This window comes from Bacillus cereus group sp. Bce041 (assembly GCF_052646455.1).
Window position 1 is genome coordinate 1,057,445 of record NZ_JBQXON010000002.1, and the last position, 19,704, is coordinate 1,077,148.

Genomic DNA, 19,704 nt, shown 5'->3' on the forward strand with positions numbered 1-19,704 from the left:
TCCCCTCTTCCTTATATAAACAAGCCGACAATCATATCAATTACCTTAATTCCAATGAACGGAACGATAACTCCGCCAAGCCCATAAATAAGTAAGTTTCGGCTAAGCAATGCATTAGAACTCATCGGTTTATATGCAATACCTTTCATCGCTAACGGAATGAGTAATGGAATAATAACAGCGTTAAATATTAATGCTGATAAAATTGCTGACAGTGGTGATGTTAGTTTCATAATGTTTAATGCTTCCATTTGCGGAATCGCAAGTGTAAACATTGCTGGAATGATTGCAAAATATTTCGCTATATCATTCGCAATACTAAACGTCGTTAAAGCACCTCGCGTCATTAACAATTGCTTACCGATTCCTACAACCTCAATAATTTTCGTTGGATTTGAGTCTAGATCAATCATGTTCGCCGCTTCTTTCGCTGCTGTCGTACCACTGTTCATCGCTAATCCAACGTCCGCCTGTGCTAATGCTGGAGCATCATTTGTACCATCACCTGTCATCGCTACAAGTTTCCCTTTATCTTGCTCTGCTTTAATAACAGCAATTTTATCTTCCGGTTTACACTCGGCAACGAATTCATCTACTCCAGCTTCTTTTGCAATCGTTGCTGCTGTTAACGGATTATCACCTGTACACATAACCGTTTTAATCCCCATTTGGCGCAACTGTTCAAAACGATCACGCATACCCGGTTTTACTGTATCCTTTAAATAAATTAAGCCATAAATACGATTATCTACTGCAACTACAAGTGGTGTTCCGCCCTCTTTTGAAATTAAGTCTGCTTTTTGATTTACATCTTTCGGAATTGTTCCGCCTTGTGACTCAACCCATTCAATAACGGCACCTACAGCACCTTTTCTCACTTTCGTTCCGTCTTGTAAATCAACACCACTCATTCTCGTTTCTGCTTTAAACGGAACAAACTCACCTTGTTCTGCAAGTTCTCTATTATATGATATAGATTTTCCCTGCACATACTCGATAACAGATCGACCTTCTGGTGTTTCATCTAAAACAGAACTAATAGCGGCCCACTTTCCAACTTGCTCAATCGTTTCATTTCCTACAGGTAATAATGTATGAGCCATTCGGTTCCCAAAAGTAATTGTACCTGTTTTATCTAAAATAATTGTATTAATATCGCCAGCAGCTTCTACTGCTTTCCCTGACATCGCTAACACGTTAAATTTTGTTACCCGGTCCATCCCAGCAATACCAATCGCTGATAGCAAACCACCAATTGTCGTTGGAATTAAACATACTAACAACGCTACAAGTACAGCAGTATCAATTTGAAAGCCTAAATAATTTGTAAAAATCGGCAACGTCACAACGACGATCAAGAAAATAAGAGTTAAGCTCGTTAATACTGTATTTAAAGCAATCTCATTCGGCGTTTTTTGACGAGCAGCTCCTTCTACTAAAGAAATCATTTTATCGATAAATGATTCACCAGGATTACTCGTAATGACAATTGTAATTTCATCACTTACGACCATCGTTCCACCTGTTACGGAACAAAAATCACCGCCTGCTTCTTTTATAACAGGAGCTGATTCACCTGTAATTGCAGATTCATCTACAGATGCTAATCCTTTGATTACTTCGCCATCACTTGGAATCATTTCTCCTTGTTTTACGATAACAACGTCACCTTTTCTAAGATCAGTTGCTGAAACTTGGACAATGTCTCCATTTTCTTTTACTACATTTGCAAACACATCTTTCTTCGACTGCTTTAAAGAATCGGCTTGCGCTTTACCACGACCTTCTGCTAATGCTTCTGCAAAATTCGCAAATAAAACTGTAAATAATAGAATGAGAGAAACTGTTATATTAAACCATCCTGGTATACTACTAGAACTGCTTGGAAGAAAAGATAAAATGAACGTAATGATAAATCCAATTTCCACAACGAACATAATCGGATTCTTTATCATGACCTTCGGATTCAATTTCGCAACGGATTGCTTCATCGCATGTGTTACGATATCACGATCCATCGTTTTCGCTTGTCTAACTTCATCTTCTACAGCATGTATTTGGGACTCATTTAATTGTTTTTCTTTTACTACTACCGGTCTCATCATTTACCCTCCATTACTTCAATGTAAGAAATTCTGCAATTGGACCGAGTACTAACATTGGGAAGAATGTTAATGCACCGACAATTACAATTGTTCCGATGAAGATGCCACCAAATAAACTATTATCTGTACGGAACGTTCCGACTGTTTCTGGCACTACCGTTTTTTCTTTCAATGAAGCTGCCACAGCTAGCATCGTAATTAAACTGAAGTAACGTCCTAAAAACATAACTAAACCAGTCGTAATATTCCAAAACGGTGTATTATCTCCTAATCCTTCAAATCCAGATCCGTTATTCGCAGCTGACGATGTATATTCATATACCACTTGCGTCAAACCGTGGAAACCGGAATGAGAAATAGCATCCGTCCCTAAATTTGTTGAAAGAGCTAATGCCGAAAATCCTAAAATGAGCAATGGATGAAATAAAATCGTGACCGCGATTAATTTCATTTCCTTACCTTCAATCTTTTTACCTAAAAACTCTGGTGTCCGTCCAACCATTAACCCAGATATAAACACCGCGATAATTGCATACATAATAATGTTTACAAAACCTGCTCCAACGCCGCCATACACAGTATTTAACATCATATTTACAAGCGGAACTAAACCGCCAATTGGTGTTAACGTATCATGCATCGTATTAACAGCGCCTGTTTCAGCAGCTGTCGTTACCGTTGCGTATAGTGAAGAAAATACTGTTCCAAATCGTACTTCTTTCCCTTCTGTACTTCCTTGTACATGTTCGATACCCATTCCATTTAATGCCGGATTCCCATTTAGTTCAGATGTCGTAATCGTTATAAATCCTAGTAAAAACACCATAAAAAGTGATACGAAAAGGATGCGACCTTGTTTTTTATTTCCTACCATTCGTCCGTACGTAAATGGAAGTGCTGTTGGTAATAACATCATAAGCATCATTTGCAAAATATTACTCATTTGTCCTGGATTTTCAAAAGGATGCGTAGAGTTCGCTCCGAAAAATCCACCGCCGTTATTTCCAAGTTCCTTTATGGAAACGAATGATGCAACAGGTCCACGTAATATACTTTGCTTTGCCCCATCAATCGTTTGTGCTGTAACCGCCCCATCTAACGTTTGCGGTACGCCAAGTGCGACAAAAACTAGTGCCGCAATAAATGCAATAGGAAGAAACACTCTCGTTAACGCTCTCGTAAAATCAACGAAAAAGTTACCAAGTTCTTTTCCAGCAAGTCCTCTTATAAAAGCCATAACGAGCGCTAATGTCGTTGCTGGTGCCGCAAACATTAAAAATGTAATCCCGATTAATTGTGATAAATAGGATAAACCATTTTCACCGCTATAATGCTGTAAATTTGTATCAGCCATAAAACTAATCGCTGTATTAAAAGCGAGCGTAGGCTCCATCCCTTCAATATGCGCTGGATTTAGCGGCAGCACACCTTGTAATCTGAAAATGAAATATACAACAACAATCATAAATCCGTTGAGTAAAACTAATGATAATGCGTACTGTTTCCACGTTTGATTGTATTCTTTTACACCCGTAATTTTAAAAATAAGTTTTTCAAAAGGCCCAAATACTTTATCTAGCGTTTTGCTACCTTGAAAAGCTTTTTCTAAATAAACCCCCGTTGGCTTTGCTACTAAAATAAACAAGAGCATTGTAATAATGACTGCAACCCAAATCATAATGAATGATTCCCCCTAATTAAAACTTCTCTGGATTTAATAATGCATACACTAAATACACTGTAATTGCTGCGACAATAACCGATAAGACAATCATCATGATTGCTTTCCTTCTTTCACAACTTTATCTGACCAACTTGCAAGACTTGCCATTGATGCAACTAATAAAATAAAAATCCCGACCATTACAACATCTAACATAGCTATCCCTCGCTTTGATTTTTGTTAAAATTTACCATTTAAATATTAAAAAAGAACACTGAGCTCTACTCAGTGTTCAAAAAATGAACAACAAAAAGTAAACCTCCTCTCTAAACGCTTACGAGGTTAGCTGTCGGATTCGGGCCTAAAGAGTAGCCCTACTTTCAAAACTGAAAGATTCACCCCAAGTGACGATGCACAAAATTGGTTCCCCCGCTCCATTTCTGGAACTCAGCGATTTTAGGTTTTTTTGGAAATTTTATGAATGATTTATGAGAGTAAATATACTCCTCTATATTTCACTTGTAAAGGAGTAAATTACTGAAAATAATAATATTTACATTTATTTAAACGCTTACATTGAAGATTATTACTATTATTTCATCTATTTTCTTTATTTCTCTTCTCTTTTCTTAAAAATGACCTTTTAAATATGAAATAAAAGAGCGAATGACATGAAGTGCATAGCTTGTTGCACTCAGCATTCGCTCTTTTTTATTCAACCTTTATTCTCCTCGTAAAAATGCACGTAAATTTCTCCCGCGAATATAAACTTGTGTCAATTCTGCATGTAGCTGCTCATACTCGGTAATATCTACCTCTAAATACAAAGCATCTTTTGATGGTAATATAATATACGGCCCTGGAAAAAGGGGATCGATCTGAACCAATTCTTGAACTCGCTCTACCGATACTGCCCAACGATTTGCTATATCTCCAAGTAATAGTACCTTCATCATTTCTTCCCCCGCCCTATTCAAAAAATAAAAAAGAAATATTATCACAATTTGTAAACACGACAAACTTAGCTCCAATTGTTTCATAGAGCCTCGCTGGATATCGTTTATTCCTTGTAACAACAGTAATAGGTGCTTGAAAAGAAAAGCGAATGTGTTCTGTGAAAAAACTAACGATTGGAAGCTCATCCCCTAGTAAAATCACCTTCTTAATACACTCACAAATACTAGTAAAGTCCTGCTCCTTACTGCAGCTATAAGTCCAATCAAACCCACAATTCCTAACTTCAGCCGCTATCTCTTCATTTGCTGTAAAAATAATTAACTCATGTTGAAATGATACTAAATCTCTTAAACTATTTACCTTACTTTCTTCTCCAACACAAATAAGTGTTAGTTCCATGTACCTCATCCTCCTTAGTATAAAAGAAATCAAACATAGATTGATATTCCCCTATACTAATCAGATCGATGAAGTGATGTATCCATCATGGCACCGTCCTCTCTCAAGACGCTTACGAAGTTAGCTGTCGGATTCGGACTTTGAGAGTAGCCCTACTTTCAAACTTGAAAGATTCACCCCTAGTGACACTGCACAAATTGGTTCCTCCGCTCCATATAATTGGACTCAGCGTTTACAAAAAAATGTATTCTGGCTGATATATTACTCCTGTATTTTGAAAAAGTAAACAGAAAAAAAGCCAGTTATAAAACTGGCTTTTCACTTATCTATACACGCGTTCTATTCACTTTATACGCAAAATGATTCGTCGGTCCATGACCACTACCAATATTCAATGGCTCTTCAATTGCTATACTAATAAATCGTTTTGCTTCTTGAACAGCATCTTCAATTGAGTATCCTTTCGCAAGTCCTGCTGTAACCGCTGAAGCAAATGTACACCCACTTCCATGCGTTTGCTTTGAAGGAATTCGCTCGCTTCTAAACTCAATAAATTTTTCTCCATCAAAGAGGAAATCAATTACTTCATTCCCTTGATATTCTGCATGTCCGCCCTTCATAAGCACATATTTAGCACCTAATTCATGCAATACTTTTGCAGCTTCCTTACTATCTTCAACATTATGAATCTCCATCCCAGTTAACACTTCTGCTTCTGGGACATTCGGTGTTATAACAGTTGCTACTGGTAATAAATATTCTTTTAATGCTTGAACTGCTTCTTGCTGTAATAATGATGCACCGCCTTTTGCAATCATAACGGGATCTAGCACAATATTATTCCAGCCAAACTTTTTAATTTGTTCTGCAACAATTTGAATTATTTCACTACTAAATAACATTCCTAGTTTCACTGCATCTGGTGTTACATCCGTACCAATTGAATTCAGCTGTTCTGTAATACCTTCTAATGGAACAGGGTATACCCCTTGAACGCCAAGCGTGTTTTGAGCAGTAATTGCCGTAATAGCCGTCATTCCGTATACACCAAGCTCTTGGAATGTTTTTAAATCTGCCTGAATTCCAGCACCGCCGCCGCTATCAGACCCTGCAATTGTTAAAGCTTTATTCACTTTCATCCCACTCATCCTTTTCTATCCAAAATAGCGATGATAAATCGTTTTTGCTTCGCTTATATCTTTCGTTCCATGTACGAGCACACGGCCATCTTTAAAGGCTACTAACCTCTTGTCTTCAACAGAAAATGATAGTAAATATGGATTTATATTTAAATCATTTACACGACCTTCCAACAACTCTTTATATTGTTCAAAATTCATTTCATCTTTATGAGGTGGTCTAATTTGAACTGTATTTCGCCCGCATAAAACTGCTGTTTTTGATGTGTTTTCTTTATTTAAATACGGATATAATGCATTCTCTCCGCATGAAGGACAATTATGCTGGCGAAGTTTTTGTACATTCATACATGAATACTCATTCTTCCACATATCAAACGATACAAGCCTATCTCGAAGTGATTCGTAATCTTCTACTAACAGTTTAAGAGCTTCTGTTACTTGATGAGAAACGACAAGAGATACAGCAGGTGATATAATACCCGCTGTATCACATGTTGCCCCGCCAAGCGGAATCGACTGTAATAAACATGATAAACATGGTGTTTTACTAGGAAGGATTGTGTAAGAAAGACCGTAACTACCTACACATGCACCGTAAATCCATGGAATAGAATATTTTTGTGATATATCATTTACAATAAAACGCGTTTCGAAATTATCAGTCGCATCAATAATTACATCAACATTTATAACAAGTTCTTCTAGCTCTTCAGCTGTTACATCTTGAACGAGAGCTTCTATTGTTACATCACTATTAATCTCTTCTAAACGTTTTTTAGCCGCTATAGCTTTTGGAAGATTATTCTTTACGTCGCTCTCTGCATACAATTGTTGTCTTTGTAAATTACTCCAATCTACATAATCACGGTCAACAATTGTTATCTTGCCAACACCTGCTCTTACAAACATCTCTGCATTTGCACTACCTAATGCACCTGCACCGATAATAAGCACATGCTTTTCTCTTATCTTTTGCTGTCCTTCTTCTCCAATTGGAAAAAATAGTTCTTGGCGAGAATATCGATTATTCAACTACGCTCATTCCTTCTAAAGGACTACTTGCAGTTGCACAACGCTTACGTGCAATGCGACCTGCTTCAAATCCTAAACGGCCTGCTTCAATACTTAATTTCATTGCTTGTGCCATTTTAATAGGATCTTTTGCTCCTGATACAGCTGTATTTAATAACACGCCATCTGCTCCTAATTCCATTGCAAATGCCGCATCAGCTGGGCTACCAATACCGGCATCAACGATAACTGGTACTGTCGCTTGTTCAATAATGAAGCTCAAATTTAATGGATTTACAATACCAAGTCCTGATCCGATTGGAGATGCTCCTGGCATAATCGCATGCACGCCAAGCTCTTGTAATTTACGTGCTAATACAACATCATCAGATGTATACGGAAGTACGATAAATCCTTCTTCCAGTAACATTTCAGATGCCTTTAATGTTTCTACCGGATCAGGTAATAACGTTCTATCATCACCAATAACTTCTACCTTTATCATGTCACAAAGCCCAGAAGCTTTTGCTAATTTTGCAATACGAACAGCCTCTTCAGCGTTTTTTGCTCCTGCTGTATTTGGTAATAACGTATATTTTTTCACATCAAGTTTCTCTAATAAATTAGGTTGCTTTGCATCAAAGATATCCATACGACGTACTGCAAACGTTAAAATTTCAGCTTCAGAAACGTCAATTGCCTTTTGCTGTACGTCAAAATCAGGGAATTTACCTGTTCCTAATAAAAGTCTAGAATGAAATGAAAATGGTCCAATGTTTAACATAATCAACCGCCTCCTACGAAAGTTACAATCTCAATTTGGTCTCCATCAAAAACAGATGTATCTGTATGATCATCTTTTTGTAAAATATCTTTATTACGCTCTACTACAACAATTCTGTTATCTAGCTCTAAATGTGTAAGTAGCTCAGCTACTGTTTTTACACTCGCTGGCACTTCAATTTGGTTACCATTAATTTTTAAATTCAAACTTCCATCCCCTTTCTAAACTCTTCTAGAAAGCAATGAATCTAGCAAATGATTCTCTTGCTTTCCTTCTATTAAATCAGCCATATATTGGCCAGAAATAGGACTTAATAAAATACCGTTTCGATAATGGCCCGTGCAAGCATATAAACCTTTTATTTCTTCATGCTCTCCCATATAAGGAGCTTCATGATTCGATTGTGGTCTTAATCCTGCCCACGTGCTTTCCCATTCTGCTTCTTTTAAAGCTGGCAATATTGTATAAGCACGCTCTAATATAGAAGTTATACTTTCTGGCTGCACAGTTTTATTGAACGTATGTGGCTTCATTGTTGCCCCAATTACGTAACGTCCACCGCGCTTTGGAGTAATGTAAAATCTTTCTTGAAAAATAGGTGCTTTTAAAAGTTGTTTTCTACTTCTTACCGCAACCACTTCTCCTTTAACTGGATATGTACCCCAATCGCGGTGAAAATAACTGAGTAACTTCGTGCTCCATGAACCTCCTGCAATAACGACTTTCTCACATGTGACAATACCTTCACTTGTAATAACTCCAGTCACTTTATTATTTTCAATACGGATATCAAATACTTCTGTCTGTTCATATATATCAGCACCGGAAATCGCTGCAGAATGTGCGAATGCTTTCGTAAGCTCTGGTGCAATAACATGACCGTCTTTCGGATAATATACTGCTCCTATAATAGATTCGGATAGATATGGCTCTTTTTCCCGCACATGGTCTCCCGTTAGAAAATAAGAATCTTCACCTGTTTTCTGCTGCCAATCCATAATGTGAAGAATTCTTTCCTTCTCATCTTCATTTTGAGCAATACGATAAATTCCTTTTTCTTCATATCCAATATCAACACCCGTCTTTTCACGTAAAACTGCTGCAAGTTGTGGAAATATAGCTCGGCTTTCTCTAGCAAGTTCAAATAGCGGATCATACGCATCCCATTCTGCCTGAACACCAAGTAAACCAGCAGCTGCTTTTGAAGCTTCCGATGCAATACTTTGCTTCTCCACAATCGCTACTTTATGTCCTCTTTCTGCTAGAAAATGTGCAACTGAACTACCAATTACACCACCACCAATAATCGCTACATCATACTTCTCACACATGTTTTTCCGCCCACTTTCTTATTGATTCCTTATAAGATTTCGCTTTGCTATACGGGTTACTACTACTTACAATTCCAGACATAACTGCTATACCGCTTACACCGTTAGTAAGAACATCCACTGTGTTTTCTGGGGTAATTCCTCCAATTGCTGTAATCGGTATAGATAAACACCTTGCAATGTCTGAAATTTCTTCAAGCCCTCTCGCTGGCACACCTTTTTTACAATCTGTCGGAAATACATGGCCATAAACGAGTGAATCCGCTCCATTTTTAAAAGCTACTATTGCTTCATCTAGCGAATGCACAGAATAACCGACATGCAAATACGAAAACTTTTCTTTCACTGACTTTACATCTGTACTTCGATATCCTAGTTGAACACGAGGAATATTTAATAAAATTGCAATATCAATTCGATCGTTTATGACAATTTTAGAAGCTGGAAAGCCCTCCATTAATAGACTTTCCACACCTTCATATAATTCCTTCGTACTCTTCTCACGCTCACGAATATGCAAATAATCAATCTCACTCTCAACTTGCATCGCTACATTCACTAACTCTTCGAATGGCATATGGCCATTTGAGATTACGTGGAGCTCATTTTTCATATTCATTCGCCTACTTTAAAATATTTTCGAATAATTCATCGGCTGGGACGGTTTCTTTCGTCATTCCTTTGTCCTTCAGCCACTTATTTTGTTTCTCCCAAGATTCTTTTGAATCTGATAAGAATGGCTCATCTTTCGTTTCCATCTTCTCTAATAAAATGTTCATACTTTCCTTTTCAACTTCTGGCACAAGTGGGAAGTTTTCTTTTTCTTGATGATTTAATAAAATATTCAATGCTTCATCTGGGTTTTTCTTCATGAAATCATAGCCTTTTTTCGTACCACGTAAGAAAGCTTGCAACGCCTCTTTATCTTTTTTCAACGTTTTATCACCTGTTACAAACACAAGCTCATGATAGTTTGGTACTCCGTAATCAGCTGGATTAAAGTACGCTGGTTCATGGCCTTCATGACGCATAACAGGTACTTCATGGTTAATGTATGCCCCTGTTACCGCATCTACTTTCTTCGTAATTAATGCTGGTACTAAATCAAAGCCAACATCTACTACTTTCACTGTATCAGGATTACCACCAGCTTCTTTTACCATCGTTTTTAAATACATCTCACTTAATGGTGTTCCAGAGTATCCTACTGTTTTTCCTTCTAAATCTTTCGGTGATTGAATGCCCGCTGATTTCAGTGATACAACATGATTTAATGGTGAACGTACGACAGCCCCAATTGATTTCACTGGAATTTGCTCATTCGCTTTCGCCATAACAACATCTGGCTGATAATACAAGCCAACTGTCACCTTCCCTGCTGCTGCCAGCGTTAATGGATCAGTCGGATTAGAAGGGAATTTAATATTTACCTTTACACCTTCTTCTTTAAAGTATCCTTTTTCAATTGCTGCATAGATAAAGCTATGTACCGCATTTGGATACCAATCTAACATGACTGTTATTTCTTTCTCTTTTTTACTTTTGTCTGATGCTGAATTACTCGAACATCCTGCAATTATTGCAATTAATAATGTAAACACAAAGATGCGCTTTAAAAATTTCATGAATGCTTCCTCCAACTAATGAATTTCTTTTCTAATATGGAAATAATTACGACGAAGAAAATAGCTAATAATGATAACAATACAATAGGTGCAAATACGCCAGCTCCATCTAACTGCGTCATCATTCTCTTACTGAAATATCCAAGCCCAGCTTGTGCACCGAGCCATTCTCCAATTGCTGCTCCGATAACACTAAGCGGAACTGCAATTTTTAAAGCTGAGAAAAAATAAGGAAGAGCAGACGGCAACTTTAATTTAAGAAAAATATCTCTTTTTGTTGCTCCATATGTAACTAAGAGCTCCTCCCATTCTTTTTTCGTACTACGCAGTCCATCATACGTATTGACCGCAATTGGGAAAAACGTAATTAAAACTGTGACAACAACCTTACTCCAAATTGTATATCCAAACCATAAAACAAATAGCGGAGCAAGCGCAGTAATCGGAATCGTTTGTGAAGCAACTAATAATGGATAAAATGCTCTCTCCATCCATGTACTCGCATTCATTAACATCGCTAGCCCTACACCTAATACGATAGAGATAACAACACCTATTAAAACGACGTATAACGTTGCAGGTAAATGAACTGTAAATAATATGTCTTTTAGTTTCCATATCTTCATTAAAATCGCAGAAGGTGACGGTAAAATGTACATCTCATCTACAATTCTTGCTCCTATTTCCCACACAGCTAGTAAAATACTAGAAAGTGTAATAGCAGGAACTAATTCTTTCAATCGGTTCATCACACAAGTACCTGCCTTTGTAACATACTAAGAAGCTCATCTTTCAGCGCTAATACTTCCGGTTTATATAAATCTTTTCGTGTTCTGTTATGATCAAGCGGTACAGTCCGTTCAGTCAAAGTCGTTATCGGCTGCTGTTCCACTACTAAAACTCGGTTTGAAAGAAATAACGCTTCTTCAACATCATGAGTAATGAATAAAATTGTTTTTTCCCACTCTTGCCATTGTTCAAACAACCATTCTTGCAAAGAGGTCTTCGTTAAAGCATCCAACGCACTAAATGGTTCATCTAACAGCAATATCTCCCCGCCTGTTAATAAAGTTCGAATAAAAGATACACGTTGTCTCATACCACCAGATAAATCTTTCGGATATTTTTTCTCATACCCTTGCAAACCAAATTTATGTAACAGTTCCTTTGCCTTTACTTCTGCTTCTTTCTTCTGTACACCTTGGCACTCTAGCGGCAGGGCAGCATTCTCAATAATTGTTCTCCACGGCAAAAGCATATCTTTTTGCGGCATATATCCTACAGGATGGTGCTTTGTTTCTGTCAGTTCTATCTGTCCAGTACTTACCTTTTCTAGACCTGTAATAAGGCGAAATAAAGTACTTTTCCCACATCCACTCGGTCCGATAATACTGACAAACTCTTTCTCATGTATAGAAGCATTTAATTCATGGATGATTGGTTTCTCATCGTAATGAAAAGAAACATTATGAAACTGTAGTATGTTCTTGCTCCTCAAATCCCCACATCTCCTTACGATAGGACATATCCCAGAATAAATATTCAAATCGACTGGAATATAAGAAGATCTCCTCTAATCTTTCTAGTTCTGTCTCAGACTTTCCAACTGCCATTTCATTTAATAAATCTATTAACCAAATACAAAGATTACCGTATTCTTCCGAACTATATCCTTGAATCCACTCACCAAAAAACTCATGATCTCTTGCTCCAGGAATATCATTTAAACGCTTTCCAATTTCCCAATAGCTCCACATACATGGAAGAAGCGCTGCTATTAATTCCGCAAGTGTGCCATTTTGAGATACAGACATCATGTAATTTGTATAAGCTAAATTTTTAGCAGATGGTTTCGCAGACTCTATCTCCTCTATAGAAATTCCAAGTCTTTTTGCATATTGTTTATGGATTGTCATTTCGCCATTTAATATTCCATCAATTTGTTCAGCGAACTTTCCCATTACTTGTGGATTCGTTGCTTTTACAACACCAATCGCATATAACTTTGCATAATCTAGCAGATATAAATAATCTTGAATAATATAATACTGGAATTTATCTTTTTCTAACGTGCCATCTCCCATACCCACTACAAACGGATGATTATGACTCATCTCCCAAACCGGTTGCACAGTTTCTAATAATCTATCGCAAAATTTCATTTCTCTATCCCCTTTCAATATATGTATCTAAATAAAAAACCACTTCTATATATAAGAAGTGGTTACAGCAAATAAAGTTATACATTTATTCGATGCTCCACTTCCCTTCGCTAGTATTACCTAGATCAGGTGTTGTAAGGGTTAAGGATTATTCCTCTCTCAGCAAGTCAAGCACCCCTAGTGGTTTCAATATGAAATTTTCAAATAAAAAAGCCCCGTTTCTATACGCAAAGAAACGGGGACTCATTGTTAGTGTCCGAATTGCTTCCCTACGCTAGCATAATCTAGATCAGGTAATAAAAAGGATCAAAGGCTTACGGCCTACTCTCAGCTGGCAACACCAGCTCTCCTAGCAAACTATAAAATTATCACTGTCAGTATAACACCCTAATAAGACATCATCAACTTTTTTAATTTTCTTAATTATCAACATAATATCAAAAGTATACAATACATACATTCTATTTTAGAAAATAAAACCCCGATTAATTGTATAAAAAGGAATCATTATCTTCAAAAAATTTATTTTTATATTGATTTCATATTACATTTATGTGAATACCCCCACTATATTATATCTTTATACTATAATAAAATTACAACTATACAACTAGAGGAGGTCTCTATTCCATGAATATGAAAGCTACTGCTTTAACAGCAACTACTGTAGCGATTGCTTCTTTACTTCCTTCTATGGGTGAAACAAATGTACAAAAAGCAAACGCTGAACAATTATCTAATATTAAAACTGGGTATGTCAAAGTCGATCAAGTAGCATTACATACAGAAGATAACGTAAAAAGCACATCAATTGATACAATTCGCTTTAATACAAAAGTGAACATCCTTGAAACAACTAATGGTTGGTATAAAGTATCTGTTCATAATAAAGTAGGTTATGTACAAAAAGATGCTATTTTACTAAAAAACAAACTTCAATCTAATGATCAATACATCGTTAATGCTAATGCATTAAACGTTCGCTCTGAACCTAATTTAGAATCTTCCATTTTAGATGTATTACCAAATGGTAAGTTTATTACCGTTCAAGAAGATCAAGGCGAATGGTATAAAATATCACATAATGGCCAAACAGGTTACGTACAAAAAGCATTCATCTCTAATGGTTCACAACCCTTAGTAAAAGGAATCACCGTTCAAAATAATACAAAATATACTGTTGCAACACCTAATCTAAATGTACGTAGCACCGCTAGTACAAGTAGCGCTCTACTCGGTTCATTACAAAACGGTACACAAGTACAAGTAGTAGAAACTGTAGGTACTTGGTATAAAATTCGTTTTGGCACAGGATACGGATATGTAGCAAAACACTATGTAGTACAAAATCAACCACAAGCTAAAACAGATCAGCCTTCATCAATTCCAGCTGCTTTCAAATTCCCCGCTCAAGGAAGAATTAGCTCAACCTTTGATATACGCTGGGAACAAATGCATTATGGTATAGATATTGCCGCTCCAGGAAACGTCTCTATCCAAGCTGCTGCTGCAGGTAAAGTTGTGAAATCTTATTATTCAGCTAGCTATGGCAATGTTGTTTTCATTGCGCATCAAATCAATGGGAAATTATATACAACTGTTTATGCTCATATGAAGGATCGCACTGTACAAGCTGGTGATCAAGTACAAACTGGACAATTAATAGGTCATATGGGAAACACAGGTCATTCATACGGGCAACATCTTCATTTTGAATTACATAATGGAGAATGGAATTTTGAAAAAACAAATGCAGTAAATCCACTGCCATATTTAGTTAGGTAAATTGTATGCCACGCAATATACCTCTTATAATTGAATACGTAGCCTTTTTAGGTTTAATCTGTTGTTTAATCATTTACAATACAAATATTGTATTTTTATCTATTATTATTGCTTTTGTTGCATTAGAAATTATGATGGAATCATTTCAAGTGCAACTAAAACAAAAAATTGCCCATATTTATAATGCTATTTTTCTTTTGAGTGCTCTCATAACAAATATAATTAGTAATGGCTTTTATTTATCTACTGTATTTCCAGTATTCTTTATGGCTGTTTTATTATTTGTAGCTAGATATATTAATGTCCCTTATAACCAAAAACAAAAACAAAAACAAGAAGCTTAGAAAGAGGAGACACTGTGTACCAATCTTTCAAAGATACTCCAATAAAATACATATTGAATTTGTATAAGAAAGCCAATACTTTTTTTGGTATACAAGGAAGTTATACTGCACAACTTCTCCTATATGGAATGTTGTTTCTTGTCTTAATCACTTTCTCCTTGTTTTACTAACAAAAAGGATCTCACATAAACTGGAGATCCTTTTTAATTTATATTAATTTTTCATATCGAAAATATTGTTTATCCACAAGCATATTTTTCATAAATAAAGCTCAGATTATATTTTTTCTCTAAGCTCATTCGTTGTTCGTCATCGCACCAATAGAAAAGAATATCATGAATCGTTGCGTAACGCTTATTTTTAAGAAATAGCCTAAAGAATGATGGTAAACAATCATGTAATTGTATAAATATATAATTGCGTAGTGTTTCTTCTTTATATTCAATGCCCTTACAAATATACAGTAATTCTTCACAATAATATGCATGCTGTGGAACTTGTATCATTTCGAAAAATGGCACATAAGATAGTAGCTTTCCAATAAAATGACCATATCGATCCATTACTCCTATCGTCATATGCTCCATCATTTCTTTCATCACATATAAATAATCATCTACATGCGTTGTCTTTAATGGGTCTAAGCGATCGGAAATTTGAGATAATACAGCTCTTTGACATGCTAAAACTGCCTGACTAGGTCCATAATATGATAGGAAATCTGTACACTTACGATATTTCCGTAATAAATCATATGTATACAAATCATATACAAAAGTATTACAATACATTGCTAAACTCATCATATCACTATTTAATTGCTCTTTTGATAATGATTTCGCTCTCTTGCACATATAAAAGAATGTAAATTCCAATACTTCTTTATGAGATAATAAATGTTTACAATCGGTTATACACTTCTCATTAAATTTAACTCTATCCCAAATTTCAATATCCCTATCTGTCAATTCACCTATACGATATTTAATAATTAAATAATTTAAAGCAACTGATTGCGTCAAAAGATCCCATGTTTCATATTCCAATGAAGTATGAACAAACTCAGCTAATCCTTGCGCTATCATAAAATCATTTGCCTCTTCATACCAACCAATCTCTTGGCATAAGCGAAGAATACGCACTAAAGTTGGAATTTCATCTTTATGAAACTGCGGTAATTTCTTTGCTTTATTCATGCCATATACGATAAATGCCGCTAAATTTTCTTCTTTATAAAATTCTTTCTCTTTCCATACTAATATAGTTCGTTCTTTCCCCTCACCTTTTGGGTGACAAGGTACAAGCAAAGAAAATAATTCAGCGAAATTATTTGGTTCTATATATGTATCTGTAACCAAATTCCAATTTGGATCGCCCTGTACAGCCTTCATATAATTCCCCTTCCCTTTTCATCTATGTAGGAAATATTAATTTATTATCGCACCACTAAAAATTAATATTGTTATATTCAAAATCTCTCATAATACTTATATCTATCAGTATATCATCTTTTCTCTTATTAAAAATTAAGAATAACAAATTTTAAAAAAATGTCGAAATTATTAACCACATACTTATTATATAATGTCTCAGATACATCACGCTAACATATTAGTTTAATCCATATATACTAGAATAATGTATCTGAAATTTATATATAATTTAGCTCTTTATGAGTGACCATTAAACTCTCGGTTAATGAAAGTTTCAATTTACTCTGTACGCTCTGAGATTTCGCTCAAGGCAAATCCAGCTTGATCATCTGCTGATTCCCTTATAGCTAAATCTCCTAGTGCTAACATGCCAATAAGTTGACCACTATCAACTACTGGTAATCGTCTAATTTGATGCTGTGCCATTAGCTCTGTAGCTTTTTCAATAGAATCATTTGGAGAAACTGAGATAATATTTGTTGTCATTACATTTGTAATCTTATTAGATCCAGGATGTTTTTCAGCAATCCCTCGAACGACTAAATCACGATCAGTAACAAGCCCAACAACTTGCTCATTTTCAACAACAGGAATTAATCCAACCGATTCTTCCTTCATTTTTACAGCTGCCTCATATACATTGTCTAGCGGTGTACAATGTACAATATGGGTACTCATTAAGTCTCTCACTCGTGTCATTATGATTTCCTCCTTTTTATACATACCATAGCTTTTCCAAAATTCCTTTATTTATTTCTGGAAAGTAACGTAATAAAAAGGATTAACAAAATAAAAAAGAGCCAGCATAATGCTGACTCTTTTTGTATGACCCGTACGGGATTCGAACCCGTGTTACCGCCGTGAAAGGGCGGTGTCTTAACCACTTGACCAACGGGCCATGGCTCCGCAGGTAGGACTCGAACCTACGACCGATCGGTTAACAGCCGATAGCTCTACCACTGAGCTACTGCGGAATAATATATGGTGGGCCTAAATGGACTCGAACCATCGACCTCACGCTTATCAGGCGTGCGCTCTAACCAGCTGAGCTATAGGCCCATATACTTTACAGGGGCAGTAGGAATCGAACCCACACTGGAGGTTTTGGAGACCTCAGTTCTACCTTTAAACTATGCCCCTAAATGATGCCGGCTAGAGGACTTGAACCCCCAACCTACTGATTACAAGTCAGTTGCTCTACCAATTGAGCTAAGCCGGCATAAAAAAATGGTGGCTCGGGACGGAATCGAACCGCCGACACGAGGATTTTCAGTCCTCTGCTCTACCGACTGAGCTACCGAGCCAACATAAATGGCGGTCCCGACCGGGGTCGAACCGGCGATCTCCTGCGTGACAGGCAGGCATGTTAACCACTACACCACGGGACCATTTGGTTGCGGGGACAGGATTTGAACCTGCGACCTTCGGGTTATGAGCCCGACGAGCTACCGTGCTGCTCCACCCCGCGACAATATAAAGTTTTAAAAAATGGAGGAGGTAGAGGGATTCGAACCCCCGCGCGACTCTCGCCGCCTGTCGGTTTTCAAGACCGATCCCTTCAGCCGAACTTGGGTATACCTCCATGAAGGAAAAAATAAATATTTTATTATTATATGTCTAAACCATTAAAGAAAAAATGGAGGAGGTAGAGGGATTCGAACCCCCGCGCGATTCTCACCGCCTGTCGGTTTTCAAGACCGATCCCTTCAGCCGAACTTGGGTATACCTCCGAGACATATATTAAATAAAGTGGAGCCTAGCGGGATCGAACCGCTGACCTCCTGCGTGCAAGGCAGGCGCTCTCCCAGCTGAGCTAAGGCCCCGTGTTTTTTGGGAATATCGGGAAGACAGGATTTGAACCTGCGACCCCCTGGTCCCAAACCAGGTGCTCTACCAAGCTGAGCCACTTCCCGTTAATAAAAGCGCGCCCGAGAGGAGTCGAACCCCTAACCTCTTGATCCGTAGTCAAACGCTCTATCCAATTGAGCTACGGGCGCATATGGTGCCGAGGGCGGGGGTCGAACCCGCACGGTGGTCACCCACCGCAGGATTTTAAGTCCTGTGCGTCTGCCTGTTCCGCCACCCCGGCATGTCATATTGAAAATTGGAGCGGAAGACGGGATTCGAACCCGCGACCCCAACCTTGGCAAGGTTGTATTCTACCACTGAACTACTTCCGCAAGACATGTATGAGTTATTTTATTAAAAGTGCGGGTGAAGGGAGTCGAACCCCCACGCCAAAGGCGCTAGATCCTAAGTCTAGTGCGTCTGCCAATTCCGCCACACCCGCATATTTCATTAAAATGGTGAGCCATGAAGGACTCGAACCTTCGACCCTCTGATTAAAAGTCAGATGCTCTACCAACTGAGCTAATGGCTCTTAATGGCTGGGCTAGCTGGATTCGAACCAGCGCATGACGGAGTCAAAGTCCGTTGCCTTACCGCTTGGCTATAGCCCATTAATTAAGAATGGTGGAGGGGGGCAGATTCGAACTGCCGAACCCGAAGGAGCGGATTTACAGTCCGCCGCGTTTAGCCACTTCGCTACCCCTCCGACATATATGGTGGAGGATGACGGGATCGAACCGCCGACCCCCTGCTTGTAAGGCAGGTGCTCTCCCAGCTGAGCTAATCCTCCATTTTGCCTGGCAACGTCCTACTCTCACAGGGACAAGGTCCCAACTACCATCGGCGCTAGAGAGCTTAACTTCCGTGTTCGGTATGGGAACGGGTGTGACCTCTCTGCCATCATTACCAGACTGTATTCATTTAAGACAAGAATCATTTTAACTTATTTGACCTCGAAAGTCAATAAGTTTTTTATATTCTTTCAAAACTAGATAACATTGCTACATATTATATGGTTAAGTCCTCGATCTATTAGTATTCGTCAGCTCCACATGTCACCATGCTTCCACCTCGAACCTATCAACCTGATCATCTTTCAGGGATCTTACTAGCTT

The 19,704-nt window shown here is 37.5% G+C and carries 20 protein-coding genes, 20 tRNA genes, 2 rRNA genes and 4 riboswitches; of the genes, 2 read left to right on the forward strand and 40 right to left on the reverse strand.

The window, feature by feature from the left end; genetic code table 11:
• Positions 1–11: 11 nt before the first annotated feature.
• The 16 genes from kdpB to tenA form a co-directional block, all read right to left on the reverse strand.
• Positions 12–2,102, reverse strand: a complete 2,091-nt coding sequence (kdpB, locus tag ACUN13_RS11480) for a potassium-transporting ATPase subunit KdpB (protein ID WP_001248002.1) — start codon at positions 2,100–2,102, stop codon at positions 12–14.
• A 13-nt stretch (positions 2,103–2,115) separates the two neighbouring features.
• Positions 2,116–3,783, reverse strand: coding sequence for a potassium-transporting ATPase subunit KdpA (gene kdpA / locus ACUN13_RS11485; RefSeq protein WP_006914749.1), 1,668 nt, complete (start codon positions 3,781–3,783; stop codon positions 2,116–2,118).
• Positions 3,784–3,802: 19 nt separating this feature from the next.
• Positions 3,803–3,883: a K(+)-transporting ATPase subunit F gene (gene kdpF, locus ACUN13_RS11490; RefSeq protein ID WP_000973728.1), complete on the reverse strand. Its 81-nt coding sequence runs from the start codon at positions 3,881–3,883 to the stop codon at positions 3,803–3,805.
• Positions 3,880–3,984, reverse strand: a complete 105-nt coding sequence (locus tag ACUN13_RS11495; protein ID WP_000887894.1) for a SipW-dependent-type signal peptide-containing protein — start codon at positions 3,982–3,984, stop codon at positions 3,880–3,882. The genes kdpF and ACUN13_RS11495 overlap by 4 nt, the downstream gene beginning before the upstream one ends.
• A gap of 101 nt (positions 3,985–4,085) precedes the next feature.
• Positions 4,086–4,231: riboswitch (cyclic di-AMP (ydaO/yuaA leader) on the reverse strand.
• 259 nt (positions 4,232–4,490) lie between these two features.
• Positions 4,491–4,724: a hypothetical protein gene (locus tag ACUN13_RS11500; RefSeq protein ID WP_001985933.1), complete on the reverse strand. Its 234-nt coding sequence runs from the start codon at positions 4,722–4,724 to the stop codon at positions 4,491–4,493.
• Between the two features lie 13 nt (positions 4,725–4,737).
• Positions 4,738–5,124: a hypothetical protein gene (locus tag ACUN13_RS11505; RefSeq protein ID WP_000424090.1), complete on the reverse strand. Its 387-nt coding sequence runs from the start codon at positions 5,122–5,124 to the stop codon at positions 4,738–4,740.
• A gap of 93 nt (positions 5,125–5,217) precedes the next feature.
• Positions 5,218–5,365, reverse strand: a riboswitch (cyclic di-AMP (ydaO/yuaA leader).
• Between the two features lie 85 nt (positions 5,366–5,450).
• Entirely contained in the window at positions 5,451–6,263 is an 813-nt protein-coding gene (gene thiD / locus ACUN13_RS11510; RefSeq protein WP_078439753.1) for a bifunctional hydroxymethylpyrimidine kinase/phosphomethylpyrimidine kinase, read from the reverse strand.
• A 15-nt stretch (positions 6,264–6,278) separates the two neighbouring features.
• Positions 6,279–7,298, reverse strand: coding sequence for a thiazole biosynthesis adenylyltransferase ThiF (locus ACUN13_RS11515; protein WP_088345618.1), 1,020 nt, complete (start codon positions 7,296–7,298; stop codon positions 6,279–6,281).
• Positions 7,291–8,061 carry a thiazole synthase gene (gene thiG, locus ACUN13_RS11520; protein ID WP_000931981.1) on the reverse strand — a complete coding sequence of 257 codons (771 nt, stop codon included), beginning with the start codon at positions 8,059–8,061 and terminating at the stop codon, positions 7,291–7,293. Before thiG ends, ACUN13_RS11515 begins: the two co-directional genes overlap by 8 nt.
• Before the next feature lie 2 nt (positions 8,062–8,063).
• Positions 8,064–8,267 (reverse strand): sulfur carrier protein ThiS, encoded by a 204-nt coding sequence (gene thiS / locus ACUN13_RS11525; RefSeq protein ID WP_001049502.1) that lies wholly within the window; start codon positions 8,265–8,267, stop codon positions 8,064–8,066.
• Positions 8,268–8,282: 15 nt separating this feature from the next.
• Positions 8,283–9,392, reverse strand: a complete 1,110-nt coding sequence (thiO, locus tag ACUN13_RS11530; protein ID WP_000333313.1) for a glycine oxidase ThiO — start codon at positions 9,390–9,392, stop codon at positions 8,283–8,285.
• Positions 9,385–10,005 (reverse strand): thiazole tautomerase TenI, encoded by a 621-nt coding sequence (tenI, locus tag ACUN13_RS11535; protein ID WP_445423780.1) that lies wholly within the window; start codon positions 10,003–10,005, stop codon positions 9,385–9,387. Before tenI ends, thiO begins: the two co-directional genes overlap by 8 nt.
• Before the next feature lie 10 nt (positions 10,006–10,015).
• Positions 10,016–11,017 carry an ABC transporter substrate-binding protein gene (locus tag ACUN13_RS11540; RefSeq protein ID WP_088345612.1) on the reverse strand — a complete coding sequence of 334 codons (1,002 nt, stop codon included), beginning with the start codon at positions 11,015–11,017 and terminating at the stop codon, positions 10,016–10,018.
• Positions 11,014–11,766 (reverse strand): ABC transporter permease, encoded by a 753-nt coding sequence (locus tag ACUN13_RS11545; protein ID WP_001080853.1) that lies wholly within the window; start codon positions 11,764–11,766, stop codon positions 11,014–11,016. Before ACUN13_RS11545 ends, ACUN13_RS11540 begins: the two co-directional genes overlap by 4 nt.
• The gene (locus ACUN13_RS11550) at positions 11,766–12,515 is read right to left on the reverse strand and encodes an ABC transporter ATP-binding protein (protein WP_001256791.1); all 750 of its coding nucleotides are present in this window, start codon (positions 12,513–12,515) and stop codon (positions 11,766–11,768) included. Before ACUN13_RS11550 ends, ACUN13_RS11545 begins: the two co-directional genes overlap by 1 nt.
• Entirely contained in the window at positions 12,484–13,179 is a 696-nt protein-coding gene (gene tenA / locus ACUN13_RS11555) for a thiaminase II (RefSeq protein WP_000666828.1), read from the reverse strand. The genes ACUN13_RS11550 and tenA overlap by 32 nt, the downstream gene beginning before the upstream one ends.
• 85 nt (positions 13,180–13,264) lie before the next feature.
• Positions 13,265–13,368: riboswitch (TPP riboswitch) on the reverse strand.
• A 60-nt stretch (positions 13,369–13,428) separates the two neighbouring features.
• A riboswitch (TPP riboswitch) is annotated at positions 13,429–13,540 on the reverse strand.
• Positions 13,541–13,809: 269 nt separating this feature from the next.
• Here tenA and ACUN13_RS11560 point away from each other — a divergent pair.
• Positions 13,810–14,964 (forward strand): SH3 domain-containing protein, encoded by a 1,155-nt coding sequence (locus ACUN13_RS11560; protein WP_001056037.1) that lies wholly within the window; start codon positions 13,810–13,812, stop codon positions 14,962–14,964.
• A gap of 5 nt (positions 14,965–14,969) precedes the next feature.
• Complete coding sequence (locus tag ACUN13_RS11565; RefSeq protein ID WP_049108207.1) at positions 14,970–15,308, forward strand: hypothetical protein; 339 nt, start codon at positions 14,970–14,972, stop codon at positions 15,306–15,308.
• Between the two features lie 239 nt (positions 15,309–15,547).
• On the opposite strand, the gene ACUN13_RS11570 is transcribed toward ACUN13_RS11565, so the two are convergent.
• The 24 genes from ACUN13_RS11570 to ACUN13_RS11685 all read right to left on the reverse strand — a co-directional run.
• Positions 15,548–16,699 (reverse strand): DUF3965 domain-containing protein, encoded by a 1,152-nt coding sequence (locus tag ACUN13_RS11570; RefSeq protein ID WP_445423781.1) that lies wholly within the window; start codon positions 16,697–16,699, stop codon positions 15,548–15,550.
• A 321-nt stretch (positions 16,700–17,020) separates the two neighbouring features.
• Positions 17,021–17,440, reverse strand: a complete 420-nt coding sequence (locus tag ACUN13_RS11575; protein WP_000199011.1) for a CBS domain-containing protein — start codon at positions 17,438–17,440, stop codon at positions 17,021–17,023.
• Between the two features lie 127 nt (positions 17,441–17,567).
• A tRNA-Glu gene (locus ACUN13_RS11580) sits at positions 17,568–17,639 on the reverse strand.
• Position 17,640: 1 nt separating this feature from the next.
• Positions 17,641–17,715, reverse strand: a tRNA-Asn gene (locus ACUN13_RS11585).
• 8 nt (positions 17,716–17,723) lie between these two features.
• A tRNA-Ile gene (locus tag ACUN13_RS11590) sits at positions 17,724–17,800 on the reverse strand.
• 10 nt (positions 17,801–17,810) lie between these two features.
• Positions 17,811–17,881, reverse strand: a tRNA-Trp gene (locus tag ACUN13_RS11595).
• Between the two features lie 6 nt (positions 17,882–17,887).
• Positions 17,888–17,960 (reverse strand) — tRNA-Thr (locus ACUN13_RS11600).
• Positions 17,961–17,969: 9 nt separating this feature from the next.
• A tRNA-Phe gene (locus tag ACUN13_RS11605) sits at positions 17,970–18,045 on the reverse strand.
• A gap of 8 nt (positions 18,046–18,053) precedes the next feature.
• Positions 18,054–18,129 (reverse strand) — tRNA-Asp (locus tag ACUN13_RS11610).
• A gap of 3 nt (positions 18,130–18,132) precedes the next feature.
• A tRNA-Met gene (locus tag ACUN13_RS11615) sits at positions 18,133–18,209 on the reverse strand.
• Positions 18,210–18,230: 21 nt separating this feature from the next.
• Positions 18,231–18,323 (reverse strand) — tRNA-Ser (locus ACUN13_RS11620).
• Positions 18,324–18,378: 55 nt separating this feature from the next.
• A tRNA-Ser gene (locus tag ACUN13_RS11625) sits at positions 18,379–18,471 on the reverse strand.
• 20 nt (positions 18,472–18,491) lie between these two features.
• Positions 18,492–18,564 (reverse strand) — tRNA-Ala (locus tag ACUN13_RS11630).
• Positions 18,565–18,580: 16 nt separating this feature from the next.
• A tRNA-Pro gene (locus ACUN13_RS11635) sits at positions 18,581–18,654 on the reverse strand.
• Positions 18,655–18,664: 10 nt separating this feature from the next.
• Positions 18,665–18,738, reverse strand: a tRNA-Arg gene (locus ACUN13_RS11640).
• Positions 18,739–18,741: 3 nt separating this feature from the next.
• Positions 18,742–18,830: transfer RNA gene (locus ACUN13_RS11645), tRNA-Leu, on the reverse strand.
• A 16-nt stretch (positions 18,831–18,846) separates the two neighbouring features.
• A tRNA-Gly gene (locus tag ACUN13_RS11650) sits at positions 18,847–18,921 on the reverse strand.
• Positions 18,922–18,950: 29 nt separating this feature from the next.
• Positions 18,951–19,031: transfer RNA gene (locus tag ACUN13_RS11655), tRNA-Leu, on the reverse strand.
• Positions 19,032–19,045: 14 nt separating this feature from the next.
• A tRNA-Lys gene (locus tag ACUN13_RS11660) sits at positions 19,046–19,121 on the reverse strand.
• A 4-nt stretch (positions 19,122–19,125) separates the two neighbouring features.
• A tRNA-Gln gene (locus ACUN13_RS11665) sits at positions 19,126–19,200 on the reverse strand.
• An 11-nt stretch (positions 19,201–19,211) separates the two neighbouring features.
• Positions 19,212–19,295, reverse strand: a tRNA-Tyr gene (locus tag ACUN13_RS11670).
• Between the two features lie 8 nt (positions 19,296–19,303).
• Positions 19,304–19,379 (reverse strand) — tRNA-Val (locus tag ACUN13_RS11675).
• A 5-nt stretch (positions 19,380–19,384) separates the two neighbouring features.
• A 5S ribosomal RNA gene (gene rrf, locus ACUN13_RS11680) occupies positions 19,385–19,500 on the reverse strand.
• A 101-nt stretch (positions 19,501–19,601) separates the two neighbouring features.
• A 23S ribosomal RNA gene (locus ACUN13_RS11685) occupies positions 19,602–19,704 on the reverse strand; the annotation flags it as partial.

What these genes read in the sequence shown, in the direction of transcription:
- kdpB (WP_001248002.1), bottom strand. Translation starts at nt 2,102, where the DNA reads ATGAGACCGGTAGTAGTAAAAGAAAAACAATTAAATGAGTCCCAAATA.
- kdpA (WP_006914749.1), bottom strand. Translation starts at nt 3,783, where the DNA reads ATGATTTGGGTTGCAGTCATTATTACAATGCTCTTGTTTATTTTAGTA.
- kdpF (WP_000973728.1), bottom strand. Translation starts at nt 3,883, where the DNA reads ATGATGATTGTCTTATCGGTTATTGTCGCAGCAATTACAGTGTATTTA.
- ACUN13_RS11495 (WP_000887894.1), bottom strand. Translation starts at nt 3,984, where the DNA reads ATGTTAGATGTTGTAATGGTCGGGATTTTTATTTTATTAGTTGCATCA.
- ACUN13_RS11500 (WP_001985933.1), bottom strand. Translation starts at nt 4,724, where the DNA reads ATGATGAAGGTACTATTACTTGGAGATATAGCAAATCGTTGGGCAGTA.
- ACUN13_RS11505 (WP_000424090.1), bottom strand. Translation starts at nt 5,124, where the DNA reads ATGGAACTAACACTTATTTGTGTTGGAGAAGAAAGTAAGGTAAATAGT.
- thiD (WP_078439753.1), bottom strand. Translation starts at nt 6,263, where the DNA reads ATGAAAGTGAATAAAGCTTTAACAATTGCAGGGTCTGATAGCGGCGGC.
- thiG (WP_000931981.1), bottom strand. Translation starts at nt 8,061, where the DNA reads ATGTTAAACATTGGACCATTTTCATTTCATTCTAGACTTTTATTAGGA.
- thiO (WP_000333313.1), bottom strand. Translation starts at nt 9,392, where the DNA reads ATGTGTGAGAAGTATGATGTAGCGATTATTGGTGGTGGTGTAATTGGT.
- tenI (WP_445423780.1), bottom strand. Translation starts at nt 10,005, where the DNA reads ATGAAAAATGAGCTCCACGTAATCTCAAATGGCCATATGCCATTCGAA.
- ACUN13_RS11540 (WP_088345612.1), bottom strand. Translation starts at nt 11,017, where the DNA reads ATGAAATTTTTAAAGCGCATCTTTGTGTTTACATTATTAATTGCAATA.
- ACUN13_RS11545 (WP_001080853.1), bottom strand. Translation starts at nt 11,766, where the DNA reads ATGAACCGATTGAAAGAATTAGTTCCTGCTATTACACTTTCTAGTATT.
- tenA (WP_000666828.1), bottom strand. Translation starts at nt 13,179, where the DNA reads ATGAAATTTTGCGATAGATTATTAGAAACTGTGCAACCGGTTTGGGAG.
- ACUN13_RS11560 (WP_001056037.1), top strand. Translation starts at nt 13,810, where the DNA reads ATGAATATGAAAGCTACTGCTTTAACAGCAACTACTGTAGCGATTGCT.
- ACUN13_RS11565 (WP_049108207.1), top strand. Translation starts at nt 14,970, where the DNA reads ATGCCACGCAATATACCTCTTATAATTGAATACGTAGCCTTTTTAGGT.
- ACUN13_RS11570 (WP_445423781.1), bottom strand. Translation starts at nt 16,699, where the DNA reads ATGAAGGCTGTACAGGGCGATCCAAATTGGAATTTGGTTACAGATACA.
- ACUN13_RS11575 (WP_000199011.1), bottom strand. Translation starts at nt 17,440, where the DNA reads ATGACACGAGTGAGAGACTTAATGAGTACCCATATTGTACATTGTACA.